Origin of the sequence: Streptomonospora nanhaiensis, assembly GCF_026642255.1 — a bacterium.
GTDB classification, from domain to species: domain Bacteria; phylum Actinomycetota; class Actinomycetes; order Streptosporangiales; family Streptosporangiaceae; genus Nocardiopsis; species Nocardiopsis tropica.
This window is the reverse complement of sequence record NZ_CP113264.1, coordinates 1,030,073-1,054,916: the sequence shown is the minus strand read 5'-3', so window position 1 is coordinate 1,054,916 and position 24,844 is coordinate 1,030,073. Positions and strand designations below refer to the sequence as shown.

Annotated in this window: 24 protein-coding genes; 10 read left to right on the top strand and 14 right to left on the bottom strand. The window is 74.1% G+C overall.

Annotated elements, in window-relative coordinates:
• Positions 1 to 203 precede the first annotated feature (203 nt).
• Positions 204 to 953, top strand: a complete 750-nt coding sequence (locus OUQ99_RS04760; protein WP_267948210.1) for an IspD/TarI family cytidylyltransferase — start codon at positions 204 to 206, stop codon at positions 951 to 953.
• A complete protein-coding gene (locus OUQ99_RS04755) occupies positions 950 to 1,732 on the top strand; it encodes a glycerophosphodiester phosphodiesterase (RefSeq protein ID WP_267948209.1) in 783 nt (260 codons plus the stop codon). Before OUQ99_RS04760 ends, OUQ99_RS04755 begins: the two co-directional genes overlap by 4 nt.
• Before the next feature lie 33 nt (positions 1,733 to 1,765).
• Here the strand turns inward: OUQ99_RS04755 and OUQ99_RS04750 are convergent, their stop codons facing one another.
• From OUQ99_RS04750 to OUQ99_RS04740, 3 genes are all read right to left on the bottom strand, one after another.
• Complete coding sequence (locus OUQ99_RS04750) at positions 1,766 to 2,836, bottom strand: DUF4429 domain-containing protein (protein WP_267948208.1); 1,071 nt, start codon at positions 2,834 to 2,836, stop codon at positions 1,766 to 1,768.
• A gap of 109 nt (positions 2,837 to 2,945) precedes the next feature.
• Entirely contained in the window at positions 2,946 to 3,941 is a 996-nt protein-coding gene (locus tag OUQ99_RS04745; RefSeq protein WP_267948207.1) for a glycosyltransferase family 2 protein, read from the bottom strand.
• Between the two features lie 127 nt (positions 3,942 to 4,068).
• Positions 4,069 to 4,308, bottom strand: a complete 240-nt coding sequence (locus OUQ99_RS04740) for a TM2 domain-containing protein (protein ID WP_267948206.1) — start codon at positions 4,306 to 4,308, stop codon at positions 4,069 to 4,071.
• 333 nt (positions 4,309 to 4,641) lie between these two features.
• On the opposite strand from OUQ99_RS04740, the gene OUQ99_RS04735 reads away from it, so the two are divergent.
• The 4 genes from OUQ99_RS04735 (at position 4,642) to OUQ99_RS04720 (ending at position 9,379) form a co-directional block, all read left to right on the top strand.
• Positions 4,642 to 6,147, top strand: a complete 1,506-nt coding sequence (locus OUQ99_RS04735; RefSeq protein ID WP_267948205.1) for an LCP family protein — start codon at positions 4,642 to 4,644, stop codon at positions 6,145 to 6,147.
• Between the two features lie 22 nt (positions 6,148 to 6,169).
• Entirely contained in the window at positions 6,170 to 6,859 is a 690-nt protein-coding gene (locus OUQ99_RS04730) for a YIP1 family protein (protein WP_267948204.1), read from the top strand.
• Between the two features lie 234 nt (positions 6,860 to 7,093).
• Positions 7,094 to 8,425 (top strand): UDP-glucose dehydrogenase family protein, encoded by a 1,332-nt coding sequence (locus OUQ99_RS04725; RefSeq protein ID WP_267948203.1) that lies wholly within the window; start codon positions 7,094 to 7,096, stop codon positions 8,423 to 8,425.
• A 231-nt stretch (positions 8,426 to 8,656) separates the two neighbouring features.
• Positions 8,657 to 9,379 (top strand): TNT domain-containing protein, encoded by a 723-nt coding sequence (locus OUQ99_RS04720; RefSeq protein ID WP_267948202.1) that lies wholly within the window; start codon positions 8,657 to 8,659, stop codon positions 9,377 to 9,379.
• Here the strand turns inward: OUQ99_RS04720 and OUQ99_RS04715 are convergent.
• Entirely contained in the window at positions 9,361 to 10,962 is a 1,602-nt protein-coding gene (locus OUQ99_RS04715) for an MFS transporter (protein ID WP_267948201.1), read from the bottom strand. The two genes, OUQ99_RS04720 and OUQ99_RS04715, sit on opposite strands and share 19 nt — an antisense overlap.
• A 71-nt stretch (positions 10,963 to 11,033) precedes the next feature.
• Here OUQ99_RS04715 and OUQ99_RS04710 point away from each other — a divergent pair, with 71 nt between their 5' ends.
• Positions 11,034 to 11,606 carry a TetR/AcrR family transcriptional regulator gene (locus OUQ99_RS04710; RefSeq protein WP_267948200.1) on the top strand — a complete coding sequence of 191 codons (573 nt, stop codon included), beginning with the start codon at positions 11,034 to 11,036 and terminating at the stop codon, positions 11,604 to 11,606.
• A gap of 84 nt (positions 11,607 to 11,690) precedes the next feature.
• Here OUQ99_RS04710 and purE read toward each other — a convergent pair whose 3' ends face one another.
• The gene (gene purE / locus OUQ99_RS04705; protein WP_378554036.1) at positions 11,691 to 12,191 is read right to left on the bottom strand and encodes a 5-(carboxyamino)imidazole ribonucleotide mutase; all 501 of its coding nucleotides are present in this window, start codon (positions 12,189 to 12,191) and stop codon (positions 11,691 to 11,693) included.
• Positions 12,192 to 12,220: 29 nt separating this feature from the next.
• Positions 12,221 to 13,387, bottom strand: coding sequence for a 5-(carboxyamino)imidazole ribonucleotide synthase (locus tag OUQ99_RS04700; RefSeq protein ID WP_267948198.1), 1,167 nt, complete (start codon positions 13,385 to 13,387; stop codon positions 12,221 to 12,223).
• 218 nt (positions 13,388 to 13,605) lie between these two features.
• Here OUQ99_RS04700 and OUQ99_RS04695 point away from each other — a divergent pair, with 218 nt between their 5' ends.
• Positions 13,606 to 14,079, top strand: coding sequence for a GtrA family protein (locus tag OUQ99_RS04695; RefSeq protein WP_267948197.1), 474 nt, complete (start codon positions 13,606 to 13,608; stop codon positions 14,077 to 14,079).
• Between the two features lie 18 nt (positions 14,080 to 14,097).
• Here OUQ99_RS04695 and OUQ99_RS04690 read toward each other — a convergent pair whose 3' ends face one another.
• Positions 14,098 to 15,111, bottom strand: coding sequence for a CPBP family intramembrane glutamic endopeptidase (locus tag OUQ99_RS04690; RefSeq protein ID WP_267950252.1), 1,014 nt, complete (start codon positions 15,109 to 15,111; stop codon positions 14,098 to 14,100).
• Positions 15,112 to 15,505: 394 nt separating this feature from the next.
• On the opposite strand from OUQ99_RS04690, the gene OUQ99_RS04685 reads away from it, so the two are divergent.
• Positions 15,506 to 16,645 carry an Mrp/NBP35 family ATP-binding protein gene (locus OUQ99_RS04685; RefSeq protein WP_267948196.1) on the top strand — a complete coding sequence of 380 codons (1,140 nt, stop codon included), beginning with the start codon at positions 15,506 to 15,508 and terminating at the stop codon, positions 16,643 to 16,645.
• Between the two features lie 118 nt (positions 16,646 to 16,763).
• Here the strand turns inward: OUQ99_RS04685 and OUQ99_RS04680 are convergent, their stop codons facing one another.
• The 4 genes from OUQ99_RS04680 to sigE form a co-directional block, all read right to left on the bottom strand.
• Complete coding sequence (locus OUQ99_RS04680; RefSeq protein ID WP_267948195.1) at positions 16,764 to 18,278, bottom strand: trypsin-like peptidase domain-containing protein; 1,515 nt, start codon at positions 18,276 to 18,278, stop codon at positions 16,764 to 16,766.
• A gap of 382 nt (positions 18,279 to 18,660) precedes the next feature.
• Positions 18,661 to 19,722, bottom strand: coding sequence for a transcriptional regulator (locus OUQ99_RS04675; protein ID WP_267948194.1), 1,062 nt, complete (start codon positions 19,720 to 19,722; stop codon positions 18,661 to 18,663).
• Positions 19,719 to 20,411, bottom strand: a complete 693-nt coding sequence (locus OUQ99_RS04670) for an anti-sigma factor family protein (RefSeq protein ID WP_267948193.1) — start codon at positions 20,409 to 20,411, stop codon at positions 19,719 to 19,721. The genes OUQ99_RS04675 and OUQ99_RS04670 overlap by 4 nt, the downstream gene beginning before the upstream one ends.
• Positions 20,408 to 21,025 carry an RNA polymerase sigma factor SigE gene (gene sigE, locus OUQ99_RS04665; protein WP_267948192.1) on the bottom strand — a complete coding sequence of 206 codons (618 nt, stop codon included), beginning with the start codon at positions 21,023 to 21,025 and terminating at the stop codon, positions 20,408 to 20,410. The genes OUQ99_RS04670 and sigE overlap by 4 nt, the downstream gene beginning before the upstream one ends.
• Before the next feature lie 316 nt (positions 21,026 to 21,341).
• Here sigE and OUQ99_RS04660 point away from each other — a divergent pair, with 316 nt between their 5' ends.
• Positions 21,342 to 21,929 (top strand): O-methyltransferase, encoded by a 588-nt coding sequence (locus OUQ99_RS04660; RefSeq protein WP_267950251.1) that lies wholly within the window; start codon positions 21,342 to 21,344, stop codon positions 21,927 to 21,929.
• A gap of 69 nt (positions 21,930 to 21,998) precedes the next feature.
• Here the strand turns inward: OUQ99_RS04660 and OUQ99_RS04655 are convergent, their stop codons facing one another.
• The 3 genes from OUQ99_RS04655 to OUQ99_RS04645 all read right to left on the bottom strand — a co-directional run bounded on the left by OUQ99_RS04655 (position 21,999) and on the right by OUQ99_RS04645 (position 24,724).
• A complete protein-coding gene (locus tag OUQ99_RS04655; protein WP_267948191.1) occupies positions 21,999 to 23,498 on the bottom strand; it encodes a leucyl aminopeptidase in 1,500 nt (499 codons plus the stop codon).
• A 91-nt stretch (positions 23,499 to 23,589) separates the two neighbouring features.
• Complete coding sequence (locus OUQ99_RS04650; RefSeq protein ID WP_267948190.1) at positions 23,590 to 23,757, bottom strand: DUF3117 domain-containing protein; 168 nt, start codon at positions 23,755 to 23,757, stop codon at positions 23,590 to 23,592.
• A 367-nt stretch (positions 23,758 to 24,124) separates the two neighbouring features.
• Positions 24,125 to 24,724, bottom strand: coding sequence for a hypothetical protein (locus OUQ99_RS04645; RefSeq protein WP_267948189.1), 600 nt, complete (start codon positions 24,722 to 24,724; stop codon positions 24,125 to 24,127).
• Between the last annotated feature and the right edge of the window lie 120 nt (positions 24,725 to 24,844).

Here is a 24,844-nt window from a genome sequence, read left to right as displayed (position 1 = left end):
GGCACGCGCCCCGGCCGACCGGGGCCGCGAAGGCCGAAGGCCCCGCGCACACGGACGCCGGCAGGGTCCGACGCGTCCTGCCGCGCGGTCCGCCGGCGGCGGCCGGGCCCCGGACGCGCCCCCGGGCGGGCCCTGTGACGAGCGCCGCGGCGAGTGCGGCCAAGGGAACGGCGACACCAGCCGTGGACGGAAGAGGTGGGGCCATGCGCCCGCGTGTGATCGCGGCGGTTCTGGCCGGAGGGGTCGGCTCCCGTATGGGCGCCCCCTCCCCCAAGCAGCTGCTGCCCCTGGAGGGGCGGCCCATCATCGAGCACTCCGTCGCCGCGTTCGAGGCGTGCCCGGAGGTGGACGAGATCCTGGTCCTCATGGTGCGGGAGTACGTCGGGAGGGTGGAGGACATCGTCGCCTCCGCGGGGTTCGCCAAGGTCACCGCCGTGCTCCCCGGCGGGGGGACACGCACCGACACCTCGTACGCCGCCCTCTCCGCGATGGGGGGCGCGGCCGACACCGACCTGGCCCTGCTGCACGACGCGGCCCGGCCGCTCGTGCGCCCCGCCACGATCTCCGCGTGCGTCGCGGCGCTGGGAGAGGCGGGCGCCGTCGGGGTGGCGGTGCCCAGCGCCGACACGGTCGTCAGGGTGGCCCCCGGCCGGACCGGCGGCGAGGCCGTCGCCCAGGTGCCGCCGCGCTCGGAGCTGCGCCGCATGCAGACCCCGCAGGGGTTCCGGCTGGGCGTGGCGCGCCGCGCCTACGCCCTGGCCACGGCCGACCCGGGGCTGGTCGCCACGGACGACTGCGGGGTGGTGCTGCGGTACCTGCCCGGGGAGGAGGTGCGGATCGTGCCGGGTGAGGAGGACAACATCAAGGTGACGAACCCGGGGGACGTGGAGGTCGCCGAGACGCTGCTGCGCCGGGCCCGCGCCCGCGCCGTCCTGGCGGAGGCGGACTCGTGAGCCGGGTCTTCGCGGCCACCGAGGTCATCGGGCACCGCGGCGCGGGGCGCGGCGTGGTGGACGGCGCCCGCGAGAACTCGCCGGAGTCGTACGCGGCGGCGGCCGCGGCCGGGGCGGACTGGGTGGAGGTCGACGTGCGGCGCACGGCCGACGACGCGCTGGTGCTCCACCACGACGCCGCCCTGGCCGACGGCCGGGCGATCGTGGACCTGACCGCGGGGGAGTGCGCCGCGGCGGGGCTGACCGGACTGGACGAGGGGCTCGCGGCGATCCCGGCGGGGGTCGGGCTGGACGTGGACGTCAAGTCGGTCATGGAGGACGCGGTCGACGCTCCGTCACGGCGGACGGCCTCCCTTCTCCTCCCGTACCTGCGCCGTGAGGCCAAACGTCGCCGGGTGTTCGTCTGCTCGTTCGACCCCGGCGTCCTCGTGGCCGTCCGCGGGGGCGCCCCGGAGGTGCCGACGGCGTGGATGCCGTTCGTGCGCAACCCGCTGGACCAGGCCGTGGCGGGAGCCGCCGGCCTGGGGTGCGCGATCGTCGCGGTGGACGCGCGGTCGTTCGGGCTGACCGGCGACGCCCCCCGGCCGGGCCGCCGTTCGGTGCCGTACACCGTGGACCTGGCACACCGGGCGGGGCTGGAAGTGGTCTCCTGGTGCCCGGACCCGGTCGACGCGGCCCGTTTCGCGGAGGCGGGCATGGACGCGGTCGTGGTGGACGACGTGCCCGGGGCGGTCTCCGCCCTCAAGGCCCGGGAGGGCGGGGAGCGCGCGGGGTGCTGAGGCCCCGGGCCCGGCGTGCCGGGTCCGGGAGGGTCAGATCCGGCCGAGGAGCTCGGCCTTCTTCGCGGAGAACTCCTCGTCGGTGAGCAGACCCTTCGCGTGCAGTTCCCCGAGGCGTTCGATCTGCTCGAAGATCCATGCGGTGTCGGCGCCCCCTCCGCGACCGTCCCCGGAGGACCGCCGCTCCCCCGCCGCGGCACCTCCGGCGGCGCCCGCCCCGCCGCCCTCCGCGGTGGCGATCCCGTCGCCGGAACCGTTCAGGGCGAGCGCGGAGCGGCGCACGGCGTCCAGCGCGCTCCTGGCGGTGTCCCTCCACCAGGCGTCGTCGTCCCGTCCGGTCCGGCCGTCGCCCGGTGCGCCGCCCGGGCCGGGCGCGAGTCGCGCCCGCGCGCCCCGGGCCCACACGTGCGCGGTGACGGTGGCGGCGAGGAGGAACACCTGGTGGATCTCGTTGCCCTCCTCCCCCGCGCGCAGCACGTTGAGGTCGTTCCTGGGCTTGGCCGCGGTCTGCTCCGTCCCGCCGGCGGTGATCACCCGGACGAAGCCCCAGCCCCAGTCGTCGAGGGGGGACCACTCGACGGCGGCGATGTCGGCCAGGTCGAACTCGCGGCGCTGCTGCTTCTTCTTGAAACCGCTCGCGTGGCCCCCGCCCCACACCAGGGTCAGGCGTCCGCGGTCGAGGTGGGCGGTGCCCTCGGAGGTTCTGACGTGCAGCGGCAGCGGCGGCACGAGAGCCGTCGGGGTCGCGCCGTCGGGCGCTCCGGCCTGTCCGGCGGCGAACCTCACCTGGTCCGCGAGGTACTCGGCGACCAGTTCCGTCGACGCGGGCCCCGTCAGCCTGAAGGGCTGGGCCCGGTCGTCGAGCATCGCCCCGACCGCGGCGTAGGGGTCCATCCGCTCCCGCAGCCGCAGGTTCATGGCCCAGCCGCCCTTGCGCACCGCCCCGGGCCGGAAGTCCACCTCCTCCACCGCCGCGAGCGGCACGCTCAGGCCGCCGAGGAGTTTCAGGAGGGGGCTCTTGAACCAGCCCTTCGTCTCGTACGCGATCGCGATCGACTCGCCGTCGAACCGCCACGCGGCCTGGTCGCCCCGCAACTCGTCCATGGGTTCCTCTCCGTGTCCTGCTCCCTGGGTAGCAGAGGGGCCGCCCCCGTGCGAGGGCGGCCCCTGGCCGGATACGGCCGCACGTCCGGGACCCGCGGCGGCGGGCGCGTCAGGCGCTGGCGCCCTGCGCGGTGCGCGAGTCCGAGCCGAGCCCGGGGGGGCTGGTGATGAAGCCGGCGCCCCACGACATGTGCATGGTGGCCAGGGCCAGCGGGATCAGCGGCAGGCTGGAGGCCGGCAGCCCCCGGCCGAGGGGCACGGACGCGGCGGTGACCAGCGCCAGGTAGGCGGCGGGGACCAGGAACAGGGGCCAGAACGCGAACCCGCCGACCAGGCCCGCGACCACCCCGGCCAGGGCGACGGGGGGCGCCAGGTAGCGCAGGTTGATGGTGCCCTTGTGCTGGCGGGCGACCACCCTCCGCCAGCGGCCGTAGTGGAAGTACTGCTTGGCGAGCAGCCGCACGTTGCGACGCGGCCGGTAGGAGACCGTCATCCGCGGCTGGAACCACACGGTGCCGCCCGTGGTGCGGATGCGGTGGTTCATCTCCCAGTCCTGGGCGCGGAGGAAGGCCTCGTCGTAGCCGCCGACGCGCTCCAGTGCCGAGCGCCGGAAGACGCCCAGGTAGACGGTGTCGGCGGGGCCGCCCTCGCCCCCGGTGTGGAAGCGCGCGTTGCCGACGCCCACCTTGGAGGTCATGGCGGCGGCGACGGCCTTCTCCCACGGGGTGGTGCCCTCGGCGGCCATGATGCCGCCGACGTTGTCGGCGCCGGTCTCGCGCAGGGTCTCCACGGCCACACGGAGGTAGTCGGAGGGCATCATGGCGTGCCCGTCGATGCGGGCGACGATGTCGTGCGAGGAGGCGCCGATGGCGGCGTTGAGGCCGGCCGGGGTCCTGCCGGTGGGGTTGTCCACCACCTTGACGCGGGGGTCGGCGGCGGCGAGCCCGTCGGCGACCTCGCGGGTGCGGTCCGAGGAGGGGCCCACCCCGAGCACGACCTCCAGTTCGCCCGGGTACTCCTGGGCGAGGACGTGCTCCACCGCCGAGGCGAGGTGGCGTTCTTCGTTGAGTACGGGCATGACGACGGAGACAGGCGGCCAGGACACGGGCACTTCCCAAGGTCAAGACGTGTCGGGGACTCGCGAGGGGCTTCCCTCGCGCGCGTCAACGGTACTGCACCCGTACGGCCCGGAGCGCCCGGCGGGATCGCCGCCGGGCCGCGCCGCCGACGGGTCAGCCCTGGTTCTTGACGGGCAGGCCCTGGGCGTCCTTGAAGTTGCCCATGATGACCATGACCAGGTCGATGAGGGCCCAGACGCCGGCGCCTCCGCAGGTGATCAGCATGAGGACGCCGGTGCCGGTCTTGCCGACGTAGAAGCGGTGGACCCCGAGGCCGCCGAGGAAGAGGCTGAGCAGGAGCGTGGTGAGCCAGTTCTTCGGGGACACGGCTTCGTACTGGGGCTGCTGGTACATGGTTGTACTCCGGGAGGGGGCGGGGAAAGGGGTGTGGACCGGTCCGCGGCGGGCAGGCCGTACGGCGCTCCCCGGAACGGGGGGCCGCCGTACGCGTACCGGAAGCGATCATTTTTGCGCGTAAGTCAGCCCGTGGCCATGGATTTCGGTCACACACTGGTACCGGATACGCCTCAGGACGGCTCCCGGTGGCAGCGGAACCCCGGCGGCTCCGGCGGCGTCCTACCCAAAGCGGAGGACAACACGCCGAGGGTTGACATCCCGCGCTCTTCGGCGGATCGGGTGACAACCTAGGGATAAGGACACCGTGGGTCGGTTGGGACGGGGACGCCGATGAGCGACGACAGCTCGGGAACGCAGGGGCCGGGGGACGGCTTCCGGCGAGAGCGTTCCCAGCCGCTGCCGCCGGAGGACCGCCGGTCCCCCAGGTCCGGCCGGGTGACCGTTCCCAGCAGGGCCGCGCGGCGGCGCCGCACGGGCCTGCTCCTGATGGGCGCCTTCTCCGTCCTGGTCCTGCTCGCCTCGGGCACCTCGTGGGCCTTCACCGGATGGATGTCCGGCTCCCTGAACAGGTTCGACGTGTTCTCCGGCCTGTCCGACGGCGACCGCCCGGAGGCGACCGGCGGCCTGACCTTCCTGGTGATCGGCTCCGACAGCCGCGAGGAGGTCAACCAGGAGGACCGGAACGACCTGAGCGTCGGCTCGACCCCGGGGCAGCGCTCCGACAGCATGATGCTGGTGCGGCTCAACCACGAGCGCGACCGCGTGACCGTCGTCGGCATCCCCCGCGACCTGTGGGTGGACATCCCCGGCGAGGGCGAGGACAAGATCAACGCCGCCTACGCCTACGGCGGGCCGCAGCTGGCCGTCCGGACCGTCGAGTCGGTGACCGACGTGCGGATCGACCACTACGTCGAGGTGGACTTCCACGGCTTCGTCGACGTGGTCGACGCCCTGGGCGGCATCCAGGTGTGCCTGCCCGAGCCCCTCGACGACCCCAAGGCGCAGCTGGACATGGCCGCGGGCACGCACGAGGTGGACGGGACCGAGGCCCTGGCGTTCGCCCGCACCCGCGCCACGTCGCGCGGCGACCTGGACCGGATCGACCGCCAGCAGCAGGTGCTGTCCGCGATGCTCGACCGGGCGCTGAGCAGCGAGACCCTGTCCGACCCCGCCAAGCTGACCGCGTTCCTGGACAGCGCCCTCTCCTCGGTGACGGTGGACTCCGGCCTGGACACCAGCACGATCAACGAGCTCGCCTACCAGATGCGCGACCTGGACATGGGGGCCGTCACCTTCACCCAGGTCCCCATCGCCGACATGAACCACTGGACGCCGCGCGGCGACGTCGCCCTGCTGTGGGACGAGCCGGCCTCCCGGGAGCTGTTCGCCGCGGTCCGCGCCGACCGGCCTGTCGCCGAACCCGGGGAGGAGCCCCGTGACGGGGGGAGCGGCGACCCGGACCCCGGTGACATCCGGGTGAGGGTGTTCAACGGGATCGGGACCCCCGGCCTCGGCGCGCAGGTGGACGAGGGTCTGACCGGGGCGGGCTTCGCGCTGTCCGCGCCCGCCGAGAACTGGAGCAGCAGCGACGTGCCGACGACCGAGGTGAGGCACGGGCCGGGCGACGGGGCCGACGCCGCCTACGTGGCCGGGATGATCCCCGGCGCGGAGGCCGTCGAGGACACCGCCCTGGACGGCGAGCTCCAGATCGTGATCGGATCCGACTACACCGGGTTCCACGCCCCGGACGGCGCGGAGTCCCCCGGGCCGGAGGCGGAGCCCTCCGCCGCCGAGGGCCTCTCCACCTCGACCGCCCGGGACAACGTCTGCGGGTGACCCCCGCGAAGGAAGGACTCCTGTGCTCCGACACCTGGTCGGCCTGCTCGCCGGTATCGCCCTCGCCCCCGTGCTGTGGGTCGCCGTCGCCTGGTCGGCCGAGGCCCTTCCGCGGCTCGCCGCCGGTGACGTGGGCGTCGCGACGGTGCTGTCGGCGGTCGTGTCGTGCCTCACCGGGGGCGTGTGCGCCTACCTGGTCGCGTCCCGGGTGTCCCCGCTGACGGCAGGGGCGTCGGGGGCCCTGCTCACGGCACTGTGCCTGTGGCCGGCCGTGCATCCCGCGTCGATGGGCCCCGCCCTGGCGTGGCTGAACGACGAGAGCTTCCTCTACCCGGCCGGCGCGGGCCTCGCGGTGGGGCTGCCCCTCGGAACGCTGCTGCTGGTCTCGGCGGCCATGCCGGTCCGCTGGCGGACGGCCGCCGGCGCCGGGCTCCCCGCCCCTCTGATCGAGGGCGGTCCCGGCCGGGTCCGGTACCGCGGCGCCGTTCCCGGCGGGGCGGACGGCGGTCCCCGGGGCGACCGCGGTCCCGTGGGCGACACCGTTCCGGACGCCGTGCCCGCACCGCCCCCCGTCCTCGACCCGGACGATCCCTTCGCCGGTGACCCGGACCGGACCACGACCCCCTTCCGGCGGAACGGGTCCGGCGCGACCTGGACGCCCCTGGACGACGAGAGCGGCGGGACGGGCCCCCTCCGGGGCGGTCCCCGCTGAGCCGCGCCCCCGTGGCCGGGGGGCCGCACCCACCGGTAACCTGAGCGCCTGACTGTTCACGCGGTGTTCGGTCATGCGCCACACCTCGGCGCGTAAGGTGATGCATCGCGCCCCCGGGGCACCCCCGTCGGCCGAACCATGTCCGTTTCCTGCCCTCAACCGGGGTGTTGACCGCCTTCTGCGGGAACAACCACCGGCACAGGCAACGGACGAAAGCGAGGAAGGACTCAACCAGTGGTCGAAGCGGACCGTATGCGCGTCTCCGTCATCGGTACCGGTTACCTGGGCGCCACCACCGCGGCCTGCCTGGCCGAGATGGGGTTCGAGGTACTGGGGCTCGACGTCGACGAGGCCAAGATCGAGATGCTCCGCTCCGGCAGGGTGCCCTTCTTCGAGCCGGGCCTCGCCGAGCTGCTCGGCAAGAGCCTGGAGTCCGGGCGCCTCGGCTTCACCACCTCCTTCAGGGAGGTCGCCGAGTTCGCGGACCTGCACCTGATCTGCGTGGGCACCCCGCAGCGCGACGAGTCCGGCGCGGCCGACCTGCGCTACGTCAACGCCGCGGTCGACCAGCTCGCCCCGCACCTGCACCGCCCCACCGTGGTCGTCGGCCGCTCCACCGTCCCGGTGGGCACCGCCGCGACCCTGGCCGCGCGGCTGGCCGCGCTCGCCCCCGTGGGCGGGGAGGCCGAACTGGGGTGGAGCCCCGAGTTCCTGCGCGAGGGCTTCGGCGTCGAGGACACCCTGCGCCCCAACCGGATCGTGATCGGCACCGACTCCCCCCGGGTCGAGAAGGCCGTGCGCGCCCTGTGGCAGCGGCAGGTCGACGAGGGCGTCCCCTTCCTGGTGACCGACCTCCAGACCGCCGAGCTGGTCAAGGTGTCGGCCAACGCGTTCCTGGCCACGAAGATCTCCTTCATCAACGCGATGGCGGAGGTGTCCGAGGTCGCGGGCGCCGACGTGATCCAGCTGGCCGAGGCCCTGTCGTACGACGACCGGATCGGCGGCAAGTTCCTGGGCCCCGGCCTGGGCTTCGGCGGCGGCTGCCTGCCCAAGGACATCCGCGCGTTCATGGCGCGCGCCGACGAGCTGGGCGTGGAGCCCGCCCTGTCGTTCCTGCGCGAGGTGGACGCGATCAACCAGCGCCGCCGCGCCCGCACCATCGACCTCGCCCGCCAGCTGATCGGCGGCAGCTTCGCCGGGCGCACGGTCACCGTCCTGGGAGCGGCGTTCAAGCCGAACTCCGACGACATCCGCGACTCGCCCGCGCTGGACGTCGCCTCGACCATCGCGTCGCTCGGCGCCCAGGTGACGGTGTACGACCCGGTGGCGCTGGAGCGCGCCCGCGCGGAGCACCCGCAGCTGAACTACGCCGACTCCATGCTGGAGGCGGCGCGGGGGGCGGACGTGGTGCTCCTGCTCACCGAGTGGACCGAGTTCCGCGAGGCCAACCCGGAGGAGCTGGCCACCGTGGTGGCCCAGAAGAGGATCGTGGACGGGCGCAACGCCCTCGACCCCACGTTCTGGCGCGCCTCGGGGTGGACCTACCGGGCCCTCGGCCGCCAGTAGGCCCCGACCCGTTCCGGCGGCCGGTCCCCGAGGGGGCCGGCCGTCGGCGTTCCCGGCGCGGGCGCCGCCCCCTGGCGGCCGCGTGGGGCGGGGCATCCCTCCCCTCCTCCGGTCGGCAGTTCCGGCGAACCCCGGACGGTGACCGTCCGTCCGTGCTTCACTTCACTCCGTGGTCGAACGCGGGCGGCCGGCACCGGGTCGGCGCCCGAGGAAACGAACGGAGTCCGATTCGTGAAGCTCTCCGCGGTGGCAGGCGCCGCACTGGCCCTGCTCCTGGTGGCACCGCCCGCCCACGCCGACGTGCTGTCCCCTCCCGGGGCTCCGTCCGCGCCGCAGGCCGACTGTCCGGTGCTCGATCCCCCGCCCACCGAGGAGGACCTGGCGGCGTACCTGTGCGGCGACCGCCGCCTCGGGCCCGCCGAGCTCCCCTCGGAGGGCCCCGTGGGGTCGCTCGTCCGCTCCTACGACAGGTTCGGCGACCTCACCCCGACGGAGTTCCTGGACAGGTGGGCCACCCCCCAGGGCTGGGACTACCCCGATCACATGGGGTTCGTGGTGGTGGACGGCGAGCCGGTGAACGGGCTCCGACGCCTCCGCGAGGGACGGATGCTGGACCGGTTCGGATCGCCGCGGGGCACCTTCCTGGCCCCGGCGGGCGCGCCGTACGAGCGCCGGGCACTGCCGCCGGACTCCCTCAACACCTGGCCCGGCGGGCCCGAGCACAACTACAACTGCTACGAGGTGGCGACGGGGTTCACCGCCCTGGTGGGCCCGATCGCGCCGCACTTCGAGCAGCCGGGCGGCGGTGAGCAGGTCCTCGCACCGGCCGGGGAGCTCCCCGAGGCGCAGGGCGACGGGTACGTGCCGGTGAGCGACCTCCTGGAGTGGGGCTACCTGGAGCAGAGGCCCGCCGAGGAGTGCGCGGCCCCCTGGCGCTACGCCCTCGGGGCCTGATCCCGGTCCGCTGCCGCCCGGGCGCCCACGGCCGGGGCGTCCGGGCCCGCGGCGCCCTCCCCGCCGGGTTCCCCTCCGGCTCCCGGGGGCAGTCCCCGCAGGGCCGCGGCGACGAGGAGGGCCGCGACCGCGAGCACGGCCGCGCCGGTGAGGGCGGCGGTGGAGACCCCGGCGGTGTAGGCGGTGAAGGCCGCGTCGAGCAGGGCCCCGGGGTCCTCCGACCGCGGCGCGGCGGCGACGGCTCCGGCGACGGTCTCGCCGGCGGGCCCCTCCGCACCGGACGGGCCCTCCTCCATGGCCGTGCTGTAGATCCTCGTGGCGGCGGTGCCGAGGACCGCGATGCCCAGGGCCGAGCCGAACTCGGTGCTGGTCTCGGAGACCCCGGCTGCGGCTCCGGCCCGCTCGGGCGGCGCCGTGGCCAGCACGAGACCGTTCGCGAGGGTGCCGACGATGCCGACGCCGAAGGTCGTCACCGTGTACCCGACGATGAGGACGGCCAGCGGGGAGTCCGTCTCCACGGTCCCCACCACGGCGAACCCGGCGGAGCCCGCCAGCAGGCCCGCGGCCATCAGGGGGCCGGGGCGGACCCTCGGCGACGCGGCGCCCGCCAGGACGGCTCCGAGGACGGTGCCGACGAAGACGGGCAGGGACCACAGCGCGGACTGGAGCGGGCTGAGGCCGTGCACGGTCTGGAGGAACGTGAAGACCAGGAGTCCGAGCCCCGCGGCGGCGAACGCGACGGCGGTGTTGCTGCCGACCGCGGCGGTGAAGGCGGGGCGGGTGAAGAGCGCCATGTCGACGAGCGGGTGCTCTGTGCGGCGCTGGCGGACCGCGAACAGCACCAGGAACGCCGTGCCGACGAGCAGGGCGAGGACGCCCTGGAGCTCGATGCCGTGCTCGGCGAAGCGCTTGGCCGCGTAGACCAGTCCGAGGACGGCGACGAGCGAGGCGCCCGCGCCGGGGAGGTCGAAGCCCGCCGCGCCCGGGTCGCGCGACTCCGGGACGAGGAACGGCGCGAGGGCGACCAGCAGGACCATGAACGGCAGGTTGACCAGGAAGGCCGAGCCCCACCAGAAGAACTCCAGGAGCAGGCCGCCGAGGATCGGCCCGGCGACGGCGCCGCCGGTGAAGGCGATGGTCCAGGCGCCGACGGCCGCCCCGCGCTGCCGGGGGTCGGTGAACATGCTGCGGATGAGGGACAGCGTGGACGGGGCGAGGGTCGCCCCGGCGAGGCCGAGGAGGGCCCGGCCCGCGATGAAGAGCTCGGCGCTGGGGGCGAAGGCCAGGAGCGCCGAGGCCGCGCCGAAGAGGACGGCGCCGGTGAGGAGCAGCCTGCGGCGGCCGAGGCGGTCCCCGAGGCTGCCCATCGTGACGAGGAGTCCGGCGAGGACGAAGCCGTAGACGTCCATCATCCACAGCCACTGGGTGGCGCCCGGTTCGAGCGCCTCGGCGATGGCGGGTGCGGCGACGAAGAGGACCGAGATGTCCATGGACACCAGCAGTGCCGGGATCAGGAGGAGGACGAGACCGGCCCAGGTGCGGGGCGCGGCCCGGCGGTTCGCCGTGTTCTGTGGGGTGTGCATGGTTTTGATCGTACGTACGTCAAATTCAGCCGTCAATATGTACGTACGTACAAAAATGCTAGGATCTCCGCATGAGCCAACGAGACGACCTGCTGGCAGGCGCCAGGAAGTGCCTGGTCGAAAAGGGGTACGGCAAGACCACGGCCCGCGACATCGCCGCCGCTTCCGGGGCGCACCTGGCGTCCATCGGCTACCACTTCGGGTCCAAGGACAACCTCATGAACGCCGCGGTGCTGGAGGCGTCCAGCGAGTGGGGCGACTCCTTCCAGGCGGCCGTCGACGCCTCCCGCTCGCAGGAGCCCGAGCAGCGGATGCGCGCCCTGCTGGGCTCCGTCTTCGCGTCCCTGCCGGAGGAGCGCGACCTGCTGGTGGCCAGCATCCAGGCCTTCACCCAGGCCGAGTTCGACGAGGGCGTCCGCGAGGCCCTCGCCAGGGGCATCGCCGAGGGCCGCCGGGAGCTGGCCGCGATGATCCTGGGTGTGGAGCCCGACGAGGTCGACCCCGGCACCGTCGCGGGCCTGGGGTCGCTGGTCTACAACCTCATCGCCGGCTACGTCGTCCAGTTCGTCGTGGACCCGGAGGCTCTGCCCACCGTCGACCAGGCGATGGACGGTCTGCGCGCGCTCGTGCCCGCCTCCGGCTGACACGCGCCCGCCCGACCACGCCCGCCCCCGGGCACGGCGCGGCCCCGGCGCCGCTCGGGACGCCGGGGCCGCGCGGAAGACGGTCTAGAGGCCGAAGCCGGTGGGCCTGCCGCCCTCGGCGACCTCGCGCCGCAGGCGCTCGCCCTTGGCGTGGGCCTGGGACCTGAGCTCCTCCTGGAACCTCTCCATCCGCCCGGACAGCTCCGGGTCGTGCGCCGCGAGCATCCGCACCGCCAGCAGGCCCGCGTTGCGCGCCGCGCCCACGGCCACCGTCGCCACGGGGACTCCCCCGGGCATCTGGACGATGGACAGCAGGGAGTCCATGCCGTCGAGGTACTTGAGCGGCACCGGGACGCCGATCACGGGCAGGGTGGTCACGGAGGCCAGCATGCCGGGCAGGTGGGCGGCGCCGCCCGCCCCGGCGATGACCGCCTTCAGGCCGCGTCCGGCGGCCTCCTCCCCGTAGGAGATCATCTCGTGCGGCATGCGGTGCGCGGACACCACGTCGGCCTCGAACGGCACGTCGAACTCGCGCAGCGCCTCGGCGGCCTCGCGCATCACCGGCCAGTCCGAGTCCGAGCCCATCACGATGCCCACGACGGGGGCCTGGTTGCTCACTGGTCGTCTCCTCGCAGGTAGGCGGCAGCGTCGCGGGCGCGCTCCAGGAGGTCCTGGTGGTCGTCGCCCATCACTGTGACGTGCCCGATCTTGCGGCCCGGACGCACGTCCTTGCCGTAGAAGTGCACCTTCACGCCGGGGTCCTTGGCCATCACGTGCAGGTAGCGACTGTAGACGTCGGGGTCCGTGCCGCCCAGCAGGTTGGCCATGACGGTGAAGGGGGCGTTGGTGCGCGGCGACCCCAGGGGCAGGTTGAGGACCGCGCGCAGGTGCTGCTCGAACTGGGACGTGCGGGCGCCCTCGATGCTCCAGTGGCCGGAGTTGTGGGGCCGCATGGCGAGTTCGTTCACGACGACGCCCTCGGCGGTCTCGAACAGCTCCACGGCCAGGACACCGGTGACGTCGAGCGCCTGGGCGATCTCGATGGCGAGTTCCTGGGCCCTCGTGGCCTTCTCGTCGGAGAGGCCGGGGGCGGGGGCGACGACCTCGTGGCAGATGCCCCCGCGCTGCACGGTCTCCACGACCGGGTAGACCGCGACCTGGCCGTGCGGGGAGCGGGCCACCTGCACCGCGAGCTCGCGGGAGAAGGCGACCTTCTCCTCCACCAGGAGGGGGACGTCCTCGGCGGCGGCCCGGTCCACGACCGCCCGGGCCTCCTCGGCGTCGGCGGCGATCCACACTCCCTTGCCGTCGTAGCCGCCGCGCGCGGCCTTGAGGACGACCGGCCAGCCGGCGCCCGCCTCGCCGTCGGCGAACCCGGTCACGTGCTCCAGCGCGGTGACGGCCCTCCACCGCGGGGACGGGGCGCCGAGCTCGGCCATGCGGGTGCGCATGCGCAGCTTGTCCTGGGCGAAGCGCAGGGCGTCCCGGCCGGGGCGCAGCAGCCCGCCCGCCTCCTCGACGGCGCGCAGGACGGGCTCGGGGACGTGTTCGTGGTCGAAGGTCACCACGTCGTTGGCCTTGGCGAAGGCCATGACGTCGTCCAGGCCGCGGTCGTTCCCCAGCGTGACGTCGCCGCAGACCAGGGCTGCGCTGTCGGTGGGTGCGGCGGCCAGGACGGAGAAGTGGACGCCCAGTCCGATGCCCGCCTGGTGGGTCATCCGGGAGAGTTGGCCACCTCCGACCATTCCCACGCGGGGGACGGTGCGGTTACGCTCGCTCACAGTTCCTCAACTCACATGCTCGTCAACCGCGGTGACGGGACGGCTCCCCTGCGGGGATGCCTGGCCGGTTCGGCTCGGAACCCGCGGCCGGGGCCCTGCTCAAGTCCCCGGGCTAGAGTCTAGAGCGTGCGCGCACGGCGGCCGGAAGCCCCTCTCGCCCCCAGGTCGGCGGCCCGTCCGAAGGCGCACCCCCGACCACACGACTGGAGGCGACGGCCGTGCGCGACTTCTCCGCCCGCCATCCCAAGCTCGCGAAGCTCGCCGCGGAGGTGGGCAGGTTCGGTTCCGTCGGCGCGGTCGCCTACGTGGTCCAGCTGGGCGCCACCAACCTGCTGTGGGGGGCGGGCATGGGCCCGCTGTCCGGACAGGTGGTCGGGACGCTGTGCTCGATCGCGGTCGCGTTCGTCGGCAACCGGTTCTGGACGTTCGGCGACCGGGCCCGCACGGGCTACGGGCGCGAGACGCTGCTGTTCCTGGTGATGAACGGGGTCGGCCTGGCCATCCAGCTGGCCTGCCAGGGGTTCTCCGTCCACGTGCTCGGCCTGGACGGGGTGCTCGCGCAGAACGTCGCGGGCAACGTGGTGGGTGTGGGGATCGGCACGCTGTTCCGGTTCTTCGCGTACCGGACGTGGGTGTTCCCCGAGCGCCCGGAGGCGGTCGCGGAGGGGGCCGCCCGGGAGCCGATCGCCTGACCCGCGGGCCGGGCGGGCTCAGCGCGGTGTGTCGGCGCTGGTGCGGCGCACCCCGCGGCGGCGGGCCAACCAGACCACGCCCAGCGTGTACAGGCCGACCTGGGCCGTCGTGAGGAGCAGGACGAGCGGCGAGCCGGCGCCCAGGGGGAGCCCCGCGCCGACGACGGCTCCCGTGCCGATCTCCGACAGGCGGTCCTCGAAGACGCACAGCGTGAACTGCACCAGGCTGTTGACCGTGTGCAGCGCGATCGCGGCCTCCAGGCCTCCGGTCCGCCAGGTCAGCCAGGCCGCTCCCAGGCCCATGACGACGAGGGCCGCCGCGGTCCAGAGGTCGCCGGGGTGCGTGGCCAGGTAGAGCGCGGCGAACAGCGTCCCGCCCGCCAGGACCGAGGGCCCCGGGGAGCGCAGCACCCGGGCCACCGAGGAGTCGCCGCCCCGCTCGCCGGGGCGCGCCCCGAGCGCGCCGACCATCTGCATGACCAGGCCGCGCAGGGTGATCTCCTCGGCCGCGGACTGGAACGGGACCAGGACCAGGACGACGGCCATCGCCGCCGCGAACACCTCGGTCCCCCCGGCGCCCTGGTGGGGCACCAGGCCGGGCTGGACGAGGCGGGCCAGCGGCAGGAAGGCCGCCACGCCCAGGGCCACCGGCAGGACCGCCGCGGCGGTGCAGACCGCCAGCCAGCCCCAGCGCACGCGGCCCGCGACCGACATCAGGGAGCCGACGCGGCGCCACTGGACCACCCGCACGACGAAGAGGACGATGGGGATCAGCAGCGCCGACGACAGCAGGCCGAAGGCCAGCTGGGCGATCTCGCTGATGCGCACCGAATCGGGGGCGAGCCCGCTGCCCTCGACGATCGCGACGATCGTGACCGCGAGCAGGATGGCCATCCACAGGAAGAACAGCAGGACGGCGAACCCCGCCAGAGCCAGGGGCGTCGTCCACCAGCGGAAGCGGGAGGTCCGGCCCAGCCTGTGATAGGACTCACCCGGGGGCAGTTCCGCGCAGGCGAACTCGTTCGTGCGCACCGGTCTGGGCGGCGGCCAGGCCCACACCCCCGGGTCGGCGTTGACCGCCGGGTGCCCGCCGGGCGGTGTCAGCCGCCCCCCGCCGGGGGGTCCGGCCCAGGTCTGCTCCTGCGCGTAGGCCCCAGAAGCCCGCCCCTCCGGCCCTTCGGGCGCGGCGGGCCAGGACGAACCAGGCGGTGGCGGCACATTTCCCATCGTGCGCCGAGACTACTATCCGGCCATGTATTGCCAGTGTTAAGGCCACGCCGTTATCGCCTGGTCACAGTATGAACAGGGGATGGCGAACGCCGCCGCCGCGAGGAATGGGGGACGCCCCCTCCTCGTTGGAAACGGTGGTACGTGCGGGTGACACCGCAGACCAACCATCCCGCCCCGCTGACCTACGATTGAGCACATGTCCTCCACAGCAACCACCGAGCAGGTGCACAAAGCCCTCGCCACGGTGCAAGACCCGGAGATCCACCGTCCCATCACCGACCTCGGCATGGTCAAGAGCATCGACATCGCCGACGACGGTACCGTGAGCGTCGGGATCTACCTCACGGTGGCCGGCTGCCCCATGAAGGGCCGCATCGAGAAGGACGTGACCGCGGCGGTGACCAAGGTCGCCGGCGTCACCTCCGTCCGCGTCGAGCTCGACGTGATGAGCGACGAGCAGCGCAAGGAACTCCAGACCAAGCTCCGCGGCGGCCAGGCGGAGAAGGAGATCCCCTTCGCCAAGCCCAACTCCCTGACCAAGGTCTTCGCCGTCGCCTCCGGCAAGGGCGGGGTCGGCAAGTCGTCCGTCACCGTCAACCTCGCCGCGGCGCTCGCCGCCCAGGGCCACAAGGTCGGCGTCGTCGACGCCGACATCTACGGCCACTCGGTGCCGCGCATGCTCGGCGCGTCGGACTTCCCGACCAAGGTCGAGGACATGATCCTGCCGCCCACCGCGCACGGCATCAAGGTCATCTCGGTGGGCATGTTCACCCAGGGCAACCAGCCCGTGGTGTGGCGCGGCCCGATGCTGCACCGCGCCCTCCAGCAGTTCCTGGCGGACGTGTTCTGGGGCGACCTGGACGTCCTGCTGATGGACCTGCCCCCGGGCACGGGCGACATCGCCATCTCGACCGCGCAGCTGCTGCCGACCGCCGAACTGCTCATCGTGACCACGCCGCAGATGGCCGCCGCCGAGGTGGCGGAGCGCGCGGGCGCGATCACCGCGCAGACGCACCAGCGCATCGCGGGCGTCATCGAGAACATGTCGTACTTCGTGCCGCCGGGCGGCGGGGAGCCCCTGCACCTGTTCGGCGAGGGCGGCGGCCAGACGGTCGCCGACGCGCTGACCAAGACGCTGGGGACCACCATCCCGCTGCTGGGCCAGGTCCCGCTGGACACCCGTCTGCGCGAGGGCGGCGACGAGGGCACCCCCCTCGTCCTGAGCGACCCGGACACCGACGCGAGCAAGGTCATCTCCGGCATCGCCGAGTCCCTGGTCGGCAAGCCGCGCGGCCTGGCGGGGATGCAGCTGGGCATCTCCCCGGCCGGACGCTGACACCCCTCTCCCGGGCCGCACGCGGCCCCGGGAGGAGAGAACGGCGAAGGCCCCCGGGCGACCGGGGGCCTTCGCGTGTCCGGGGAGGGTGGGCGCGACGGGGGCGCTCCCGGGGGCCTCAGTCGTCGGTCGAGCCGAGGACGATCGTGGTGCTCTCGCGCTCGCCGTCGCGCTCGTAGTCGACGGCGGCCTCGTCACCGGGGGCGCGGCTGCGCAGCATCGCGAGCAGGTCCTCGCCCGAGCCGACCTGACGGGAGTCGAGGGAGACGATCACGTCACCGGGCTCCAGCCCCGCCTCGTCGGCCGGACCGCCCGGCTCGACCGCGTCCGCCCCCTCGGCGATGACCGCGCCCGCGAGGGGGCTGTCCTCGTCGATGTCGGCGCCGATGTCCGCGTACGCGGTCTCGCCGTCCTCCATGAGGCGGTTCACCACGCGCTCCGCCTCCACCGAGGGGATCGCGAACCCGAGGCCGATGTTGCCGCTGGTCTCCCCCATGGCGCCCATGGTCGCGATCATCGAGTTGACCCCGATGACGCGGCCCCGCGTGTCCACCAGCGGTCCACCGGAGTTGCCCGGGTTGATGGCGGCGTCGGTCTGGAGCGCGTAGAAGCGCCCGCCGCTCTCGCCCTGGCCCGAGCTGACCGGCCGGTTGACGGCGCTGATGATGCCCTGGGTGACGGTGCCGTTCAGGCCGAGGGGGGCGCCGATCGCGATCACCTCGTCCCCGACGATGACCTCCTCGGAGTCCCCGAACTGGAGCGGTTCGACGTCGTGGGGGTCCGCGATCGACAGGACCGCGAGGTCCGAGCTGGGGTCGGCGCCGACCACGGAGGCCTCGGAGAGGGTGCCGTCGCTGTACTCGATGACGATGCCGTCCGCCTCCAGCCCGCTGGAGACGTGGTCGTTGGTGACGACGTAGTCGCCGTCGATGACGAACCCGGAGCCGCCGCCCGGGACGCGCGCGTCGGCGCTGATGAGCGAGACCACGCTCGGGCTGACCCGCTGCGCCACCCCGGCGATGGTGTCGGGGTCGCGCTGGGGCGCCTCGGGCGGGGGCTCGTTCATGACCGGGCCGTCGTCCTCCGGCGCGGCGTCGGAGGACGCGGAGCCGTTGAGGAGCCCTCCCGCCACACCGCCCGCGCCGCCCGCGATGAGCGCGACCACGAGCATGCCGGACAGGGCCATCCACACCGGGACGCCGCGTCCGCGCGGCCGGGGCGCGGCGGGCGGCGCGATCCCGTAGGCCGCCTGCCCGGACTGCGGCGCGTGCGGCCCGGAAGGGCCCGGCATGTGCGCGCCGGACGCGTCCGCGGGGACGTACGGGCCGGGTCGGCCCGCCTGCCCCGCGGCGTCGGCGGGGTCCGCCCGGTGGAAGGGGGCCGTGTAGCCGGTGGGGTGGTCGGGGCCCGCCGGGCCGTGGGGCGCGGACGGCCCCTGGTGGGCCGCGCGGCCCGGGCCTCCGGGGGCGCCCGGCCCGTGGCCGGACGCGCTCGGAGGCCCGGCTCTCCCCACGGGGTTCTGGGGGTCGGCGGGGCCTGTGGGCCCGCCAGGGGCCGGGTGGTGACCGGTCCGGTCTCCGGGGTTCGAGGAGGCGCCGGGCTGTCCGCCCTGCCCGGGAGGGGTGTGGTTCATGTGGTCTCCACTGCGGGGAGAGGCGGATGAGGACGGGCCGGGGGCGGCGCCCCGGTCGGTGACGGGGGCCGGGCCCCCGTGGGCCGGGGGGCCGGGGGCGGCCCACCGGGGGTGCCGCCGGTGGGCCGCGGGGGTCCGGCCGGGCGTGGGCGCCGCATCCCGCGGTCCGTCCCCGGGGGGCGATGCGCCGTCCGGCGGGGTCGACCGGGAGGGCCCTGCCCCGTGGTCCGAACGGCCGTTCTCCTCAGTCAAGACCTGCTCCGTGGGTCGCTCTGTCGCTTGGCTCGCGGTCGACACGCGACTCGGCGGGTCCCGCCGCGTGGGCCCCGACCGGGGCGGGCCTCCCGCCGCCCGGCGGGTCCGCCTCGGTCGGAGGGCACCCCTAGAGGAATCCCAACCGGGACATGCCCCGATGCACTCTGGCCCAGAAGCCGGAACTCTCGGGTCCCGGCAGCGCGGTCACAGCGGACGAGGCGATCCCGGCGGGGGCGTCGGCCAGCACCGTGTAGACGAAGCCGCCCGCCTGCCACATGCTCTGGTACTGGCCCACGTCTCCGCCGAAGACCGTGTCGTGTTGTGTTGTGACGCCGCTTCCCCCCATATCGGTTCCGGCGTATCCGTCACGGAGTGAAGCGGCGTGTTTCGTGTCCAGCTTCCCACGCTGGATGAAAACCGACACCTGCGACAACCCGTCCGAATAGATCGCGTGCACGACGCGGCGGCCGGCGTGCTCGGTGGAGCGCGCGTCGACCAGCCTGAGGTTCCAGTGGAGGTGCTCGGGGAGCGTCCACCCGTCCTCCCGCAGACCGTCGCGCTCCTCACCGGTCAGGGCGTCGCCCCAGGGGGTTCCGCCGACGGCCCCCTCGGGCCAGTCGCCCTCCCCCGGCGCGAGGCCGGTCAGGCGGACGCTGAGCGCGGGCTCCCCCGACACCTCGTAGACCGTGCTCCCGACGAGCAGCCCGGTCCCGGTGTCGACCCAGAACCGCCCGGCGACGGTGCCGTCGGCACGTCCGGCCTCCACCACCCGGGCCTCCCGGCCCTCCAGGTCGGCGGTGCCCGCGTCGGTCACCTCGTAGGTGTCCTCCAGCATGTGCAGCAGGCGCTCGTCCAGCGACTCCAGGGCCGAGGACGCCCGCACCACGAACGCGGCCTCCTCCTCCCCCACGGGAGCGAGCGCGAGACCGGCGCCCGGCCGGTGCACCACGTGCACGTGGGACGGCGCCTCCCCCTCCGCCCCGGTCACCTCGCGCACCGCCGAGTAGGCCGTCTCCTTCCCCGCCACCGCGGCCCGGCGCAGCACGGACATGCCGTCGTCGGCCCCCTCGGCGGGGACCTGGTGCGCATCGGGGCACGCGGCCCCGGTCAGCAGGACCACGCACAGCGCCAGCACGGCGACGAGTGTGGCCGGACCGGAGGTGGCGGAGGAGGGTCCCCCCGCGCTCACCGCGTCGTTTCGGTGGAGCCGTACCCGGGCGGGGTCTCGGTCCCCACGGGACGGACCTCCGTCGGGCGGGAGTCCATGACGGGTATCTGACGGCTGGTCACCGCGTGCTCGACGGCGTAGTCGGACAGGCGGGGCTCCACCACGGGCGTGTCCTGCGCGTCTCCGCCCGCGACGAACGCGGTGCCCAGGAGCGCGGTGGCGACCGCGAAGCCGGCGACCGCGTAGCGCCCTCCCGGGAAGTCCGGGAGCAGGTGGGAGAAGCGGTCCCCGCCGCGGCGCCTGACGGGGCGGGCGGGCCGCTCGGGGCGGGCGGGCCCCGTCCGGGCCGACCCGGTCTCCGCCGCGGTCTCCACGGCCGCCGCGCCCCCTCCGGGGAAGCCGCCGAGGGGACGCGAGGACCCCAGCGGCGGGCGGAACCCGAAGCCCGCGCCCCCGGGCGGCGGCTCGGAGGGGCCCCGGCCCCCCGGTCCGGGGTCGCGGGACAGGCTCGTGAGCCGCCCCATGAAGTCCAGGTCGGGCTCCGGCTCGCGCAGACCGGTGAGACGGCGCTTCAGGCGGCGCATCATGTCGGCCTCGAACCGGCACGACTCGCACTTGGCCAGGTGGATGAGGGCGCTCTCGTGTTCGACGGGGCCCAGTTCGCCGTCCACGAGTGCGGAGAGCCGCTCTCCGAGGTGGTCCTTGCTCACTCCGCCTCCCCGTTGCCTGCGTTGCCGCCGCTGCTCACCCCGTGCTGCTCCGCGGCCAGGGACCTCCGGTGCTCCAGGGCCCGCCGCAGCTGGGCGCGGCCCCGGTGGATACGGCTGCGGACGGTGCCGAGCTTGACGTCGAGCGTCGCCGCGATCTCCTCGTAGGAGAGCCCCTCGATGTCGCACAGGACGACGGGGGCGCGGAACTCCGCGGGCAGCGCGTCCAGCGCGGACTGGATGTCGGCGTCGAAGTGCCGGTCGTCGTAGCGCTGGGCGGGGGAGGGCTCACGCCCCTCCAGCCGCTCGTCCGCGTTGTCGGCCAGGCCCTCGAAGCGGATACGGGCCTTGCGGCGGGCCATGTCCAGGAAGAGGTTGGTGGTGATGCGGTGCAGCCACCCCTCGAAGGTGCCGGGGGTGTAGTTGGCCAGGGAGCGGAACACCCTGATGAAGACCTCCTGCGTGAGGTCCTCCGCGTCGTGCTTGTTGCCGGTCAGCCGGTAGGCGAGCCGGTAGACGCGCGGCGAGTGGGTCCGGACGACCTCGTCCCAGCTCGGGGGTTCCCATGCCTCGAATTCCACGGCAGGGCCGGTCTCTGGCACCGCTGCTCCCTTCATCCCGTCGATTCGCCGACTGGCTGGTCGGGGGGAGTTTGCTTCGTGGCGATCAACGTACGTTCATCCCGATTCAACGCCGGGAGGCGTGGATTAAGTTCCCGCCGCCACGCTCGGAGTTCGGTCCGGATCAGGCTAGTCTTCTGCCAGGCGCCGGACCTGGTCGGACCATCATTCCACGGTGGGTGACGGCTTCCCGGTCGGGCCCACGACACGTATGCGACCACAGCAGCGGGAGGCCGTCATCACCGGTCCGGAGGAGACAGCGGCCCGGCTCACCTGGGTCCGCACCGAGCAGGCCCGCTTCGAGCGGGACGCCATGGAGGACGAGCCGCTCGCCGACGCGTACGACGCGGGCCTGCGGTCGACGGCCCCGCCCGTGGACGCCGCCACGGGGGGCGCGCTGCGCTTCCTGGCCGCCTCCATCAGCGCCCGGTCCGTGGTCGAGATCGGGACGGGGTGCGGCTCCTCGGGGATCTGGCTGCTGCGCGGCATGACGCCGGACGGCATCCTCACCACGGTCGACACGAACGCCGAGTACCAGGAGTACGCGCGGTCCGCGTTCGCGAGGGCGGGGTTCGGCGCGGGACGGGCGAGGCTGATCCGCGGAGCCGCCCTGGACGTGCTGCCGAGGCTGACGGACGGCGGGTACGACCTGGTCCTCGTGGACGCCGACACCGTGTCCTACCCCCTGTACCTGGAGGAGGCGCGGCGCCTGCTGCGTCCGGGCGGGATGGTGGTGTTCAACGGCGCCATGGCGGGTTCCTCCGAGCCGGACGGGCCGCTGCGCGTGCCCGACCCCCGGGAGACCGCCGTCCGGGAGGTGATCGGCCGGCTGCGCGCGGAGGAGGCGTCCATCCCGCTGTTCATGCCCGTGGGCGAGGGACTCCTGGCCGCCATCCTGTAGCCGCGGCGCGACCGGAGGGGGAGGGGGCTCCCCCTCCCCCACGGCGGCCCGGCCGCCGTCCGGCACCGCTCAGCGGTCGGCGAGCCAGCGCAGCAGGGTGCGGGTCGTGAACGCCGTGCCGCCCTTGCTGAGCAGTCCGCTCTCCTTCATGGACCTGCCGGGCCCCGCGATGTCCAGGTGCGCCCACGGGACGTCCCCGGCGAACTCGCGCAGGAACAGGGCGGCGTCGGTGGCGCCCGCGGGACCGAAGTCGCGTCCGCGGGTGCCGATGTTGGCCAGGTCCGCCACCCGCGACTTCGTGGTCGGCACGTACTCCTCCGTGAGCGGCATCCGCCACAGGGGTTCGCCGGAGTCGCGGCCCGCCTCCTCCAGCTGGGCGGCGAGCTCCTCGTCGTTGCTGTACAGCGCGCCCGTGCCGGTGCCGAGCGCCACCTTGGCCGCGCCGGTCAGCGTCGCGACGTCCACCAGGACGTCCGGGGCGAGCTCGCCGACCGCGTAGCCCATGGCGTCGGCGAGGACCAGGCGGCCCTCGGCGTCGGAGTTGAGCACCTCGACCGTCGTCCCGGTGTAGGTGGTGAGCACGTCGCCGATCCGGGTGGAGTCGCCGGAGAAGGCGTTCTCCGCCAGGGCCAGCAGGCCCGTCACGCGGACGGCGGCGCCCACGGCCGCCAGGGCCGACAGCACGGCGAGGACGATCGCGGAGCCGCTCATGTCGGTCTTCATCAGCGACATGTTGTCGTTGGGCTTGAGGGAGAGCCCGCCGGTGTCGAACGTGATGCCCTTGCCCACCAGGACGACGTGCGCGGCGGGGTTCTCGGGCGTGTAGGAGAGCTGGACCAGGCGCGGCGGGCGCGAGGAGCCCTGTCCCACGCCGAGGATCGCCCCGAACCCGTCGTTCTCCAGGTCCTTCTCGTCCCACACCCGCACCTGGAGGCCCTTGTCCGCGGCCACGTCGCGTGCGCGCGCCGCCATCCACTCGGGGTCCTTGGTCAGGGAGGGGGTGTTGATGAGGTCGCGGGCCAGGGCGGTGGCCGCGGCCAGGGCCGTGCCCCGCTCCAGTGCGCCGGCCAGGGATCCGTCGTCACCGTCGCCGGAGGCGACCTCGACCGAGGCCGCCGGGCGCCGGTCGTCCGGGACCTCCGAGGTCTTGAGGCTGAAGGTGTAGGAGGCCAGGAGCACGCCCTCGGCGAAGGCGGTGGCGGCCTCCGCGCCGGAGCCGGGCCAGGCGAGGGCCACGCGCTCGTTCCCGCGGGCGGCCCGGGCCAGGGCCGCGCCGGCCTTCCGGAGGTCGTCGGGCGAACCCGATCCGACCCCCAGAAGCGCCAGGCGGACCAGGCCCTGGTCCCGGGGCACCGGGAAGTGGGCCAGCTCTCCGGGTTTCCCGGTGAGCGAGTAGTGCGCGAACAGATCGGTGAGCGATGCCGGTAGGACCTGTGTCAGGCCGCTCTCGGCGACCCCCTCGACCGCCTCGGGTCCGCTGTCTCCCGGAATCAGGGGGAGGACCAGCAGGTCCGCGGTGGAATCGACGAGCTTCCCCGGTACGGGGTGGATCTCCGTGGCGAAAGGCACAGGCCGCTCACAATCGTTCACTTGGGAGGTGTACAACCTCGGGGGTCGTCAGGGCTTTCCGGCCCGGGGTGGGGGACGGTTCACTGCCGAACTAGCCGACGACACCCTTGAGCGCGTCCCGGAGCTCGGACGCCTCGTCTGGAGTCAGCTCGACAACCAGGCGTCCGCCGCCCTCCAGCGGGACCCGCATGATGATGCCGCGACCCTCCTTGGTGACCTCCATCGGCCCGTCGCTGGTCCTCGGCTTCATCGCCGCCATGCCATTCCCCTTTCTAGTGTTCCTCGCGGGTGACCGGGGCCGACCCACAGCACCGGCGCCGATCCGCGTGACCGGTCTCGGCTCCGGAGCCGCATGCCGGTTCCGGGTGACTCATGCCCGTGTGGCTTAAGGGGCGTGAATCACTCTTCGACCATTATCTCGGAGGTTCACCCCTCCGTGTGCGCCAGGCGACAGCGGGGCCGCCGCCGCGAGCACACGCCCACGAGGAATCTTCGGTCAGTAAGGTTATATCGGTCCCGACCGAAACTCGGGGAGTATCCGGGGCGCGGAGAGCTCCGCCGCCCCGGCCCACCGCGCGGACGCGCCCCTTCGGGACGCCCCCGACCTGGGGCCGGTCCCGCGCGGGTCAGCCGAGGTCGCCCGTCGAGATCATCCGGGTCCCCTCCCGGGTGATGGAGGACCACTCCGCCCTCAGCCCGCCGCCGTCGGCCGCCGACCACACGGTCAGCTCGGCCTCGTCGACGCACCGGTCCTCGGGGTCGGCCGTCTCGGTGTAGGCGTAGACGCGGCGGTCGTTGTCGCCGGCCGACAGGACCAGGGTCCCCGAGCAGGAGAAGGTCGTCCAGGCGGTGCTGCCGCGCTCGGCGCCCTCCTCGATCCGGACCTCCGCGTGCCAGTCGGCCACGTGCTCGCCGTCGGTGTCGACCTGGCTCATCTCACCGGACCACGCACCGACGAACGCCTCGGCGGGAACGGACGGACCGCTCTCCTCCTCGCCCGGCTCCGCGAGCACGGCCCACGCCGCGGCTCCGCCGCCGACGAGCAGGACGGCCGCGGCGGCCGCGGCCAGAAGGGTGATCTGGCGGCGGCGCTTCCCGCTGTGCCGGGTCGACCTGGGCGGCGGCCACAGGGACAGCTGTTGCACGGGGTGGGCCGGGGTCACCGAGGAGGCGGGCGCGTCGCGCCTGTCCCCGGCTCCCGACTCGAGTTCGGCTGCTGTGTCCATCCTCGCCATCCTCAACAACGCTGCACCCGCTCCGGCGGAACGGGGGTATCGAGTACAGCGACCGAGAATAGAGCACGCCAACCCGCCGGATCCGCCACAGAACGGCGCCGAGGCTGTGAT